The sequence below is a fragment of the Comamonas testosteroni genome, assembly GCF_000761245.1.
Classification (GTDB): Bacteria; Pseudomonadota; Gammaproteobacteria; order Burkholderiales; family Burkholderiaceae_C; genus Comamonas; species Comamonas testosteroni_C.
In genome coordinates this window covers 1-657 of sequence record NZ_AWOR01000122.1, presented here as the reverse complement: position 1 = coordinate 657, position 657 = coordinate 1, and the positions used below count along the sequence as shown (strand labels likewise).

Annotated in this window: 1 protein-coding gene; it reads right to left on the bottom strand. The window is 57.4% G+C overall.

The genetic code is table 11. From position 1 onward, the window contains the following. A partial coding sequence (locus P353_RS27400; RefSeq protein WP_034376697.1) for a hypothetical protein occupies nucleotides 1-657 on the bottom strand: 657 nt, incomplete at both ends.

The following is a 657-nucleotide window of genomic DNA, read 5'->3' as shown; positions in this document are numbered from 1 at the left end:
GACAGGTATTTCAGCAGCTTCTCGCTATTGGATTTGAGATTCGCGAGCAGGTCGTACAGCTCGGTGATGTTGTCCCACAGGTTATAAAGCGCGCCGCCAAGCCCGGCAGCAAAGGCCATACCCTGTAACGCACTGCGCTTGTAGGCGGGCGCTTTGGCAAAGTCTGCCCATCGAGGCTTGAAGTGCTCGGCCCAGGCCTTGCGCAAATCCGCTTCCAGCCCGGCGATCACAGACTCATAGGAGGCATACAGCGCCTGGACGTGAGCCTTGGAAACGTTGGGGTAAAAGGTGATTTCGTACGTCTGGTCGCGGGTACAGTCGTTGACTTCAAGAATGCCGCTGGGGCCAATGGTGCGATGCAGTGGCGCACCTACCGGGCTTCTGTCTTGTGCAACGGCTTGCAGCCTCACGGGCGTGTTGCCGATGGGCACGAACTGCGTGCTTTCGAACAGATGCACCAAGGTCAGCCCGCCTTGGGCTTTGCATTGAGCGACCGTGCGACTGGGTTTTTTCGAAGAAACCGGTGCGACCAGTGCGACCTGTTCTCCAACCTTGAAGACCTGCTCCACGCTAAGTGCCGAACCACTTAAAAAGCTGTCGGCCCACTTATCAAAGGTATTCAGGCAGGTGCGGAAATCCGCGAATACGCGCTCAACC